A 1,611-nucleotide genomic window follows, 5' to 3' on the forward strand; every position below is an offset into this window, starting at 1 on the left:
CATTTACATAATACCATACTGCGCAAAAGCAGCGGAAGCAGACATGCCGTTTTCTATCCGGTCCCGCACCATTTTCTCTCCCCTCGCCTTTTCCAGGGCAAGCCGGAATACTTCCTCCACAGCATCCTGCGGTACAATGCACACGCCATCTAAGTCTCCCACTACAATATCACCCGGACGGATAATCACGCCATTCATTTCAATGGGCACCCGAAAATCCATTACTTTACCACGCGGACCCTGGTCCTGTGCGTAACGACCATAAGAAAAAACAGGGAATTGCAATTGTAAGATGCCACGGGTATCGCGGGAATAACCGTTGACTACGGCGCCGGCAGCGCCCAGCTTCATCGCGCGGGTGCTCATCAGCTCTCCCCATAATGCATAGGTAGGCGACGAACCGGAACAAATATATACTTCATTTTTCTTCAGGTCATCCAGCGCCTGCAGCATCAGGCCAAAGGGTTGTTGTAAAACCGCGTTATGCACACTCTGTTCTCCGGAAATCATATCCGCTTCCAGCACCGGCATTGCACGTCCGGCTATCACCATGGAGGTATCCAGTGGCTGTATCTGTGGTGGCAAAAATTGCCGCAGCAGCCCTATCTTATCCATTACATCACCAACCACTGCTGTAAATAATTCTGCTTTAATCAGCGAAAAAAGCTCGTCATCATTTTTCCATTTTTCCATGGGTATATCCATTACTGTTAAATGACCCAAAGATATTTCACCCGCATCCAGGATCATCCAACTATATTAATCAAGATCACAACTTTTTTAACCAGATTTAGTGCAAAAGACGGATAATCCTATTAATAAAATTTAGAAATGGCTATTCTTTGCCCGTGGAGGCCCTCATAGATTTCCGGTATTGACTCGGATTCTCTCCTTTAATATTCCGGAAGAATTTGTTGAAGTTCGTCAGATTCTGGTAGCCACTTTCATAGCAGATTTCTCCGATGCTGAGATCATCTTCCAGTAACAATTTACAGGCATGGCCTATTCTGATTTCATTAATGAACCGGGTAAGTGATTTGCCGGTATGCTTCTTAAAATAACGACAGAAGGCCGGTGGCGTCATGTTCGCCAATCCCGCTACCTCCTGCAGGGAAATATCTCCCGAAAAATTATTCATGAGGTATTGGTATACCACATTAATACGTGCAGTGTCCTTGGGTTGAAAGGAATTCTCAAATTGCAGGCTGCTCAGGTATTCAAACTCTACGGAGTCGGTCAGTAATTCCAGGATCTGCATAAAGTCCAGTAATTTTCCGAGCCCTTTGCGCCGGGTAATACCTGCGAGTAATTTTACCACTTCCCGCTGTGTATTGCCGGTAAAGCGCACGCCTCTTTCCGCCCTTTCTACCAGTCGTTTTACCGGGGCAATAATTTCCTCTTCTTCCGACAGTTGCTGCAGGAAGTTGGCCGGAAAATAGACCACAATAGATTTCACACTTCCTTTCACCGGCACCTCCTGGAAGGTGGTATCATTCAGCCAGATATGCGGCAGATTTGGGCCCATCAACACCAGATCACCGGGTAAAAAGTGATCAATATGATCTCCTACTATCCGTTGCCCATGGCTTTCCTGAATCCATACCAATTCAC

General features: G+C 46.4%; 2 protein-coding genes. Both read right to left on the reverse strand.

The window, feature by feature from the left end; all coding sequences use genetic code 11:
• Window positions 1-3: 3 nt before the first annotated feature.
• Entirely contained in the window at window positions 4-693 is a 690-nt protein-coding gene (locus tag VIP81_RS08460; RefSeq protein ID WP_331958399.1) for an RraA family protein, read from the reverse strand.
• Between the two features lie 142 nt (window positions 694-835).
• A partial coding sequence (locus VIP81_RS08465) for an AraC family transcriptional regulator (RefSeq protein WP_331958402.1) occupies window positions 836-1,611 on the reverse strand: 776 nt, incomplete at its 5' end.

This window comes from Chitinophaga sp., from assembly GCF_036566945.1.
Lineage (GTDB): Bacteria > Bacteroidota > Bacteroidia > Chitinophagales > Chitinophagaceae > Chitinophaga.

Excerpts from the sequence above, each read along its gene's own strand:
- VIP81_RS08460 (WP_331958399.1), bottom strand. The coding sequence starts at position 693 with ATGGAAAAATGGAAAAATGATGACGAGCTTTTTTCGCTGATTAAAGCA.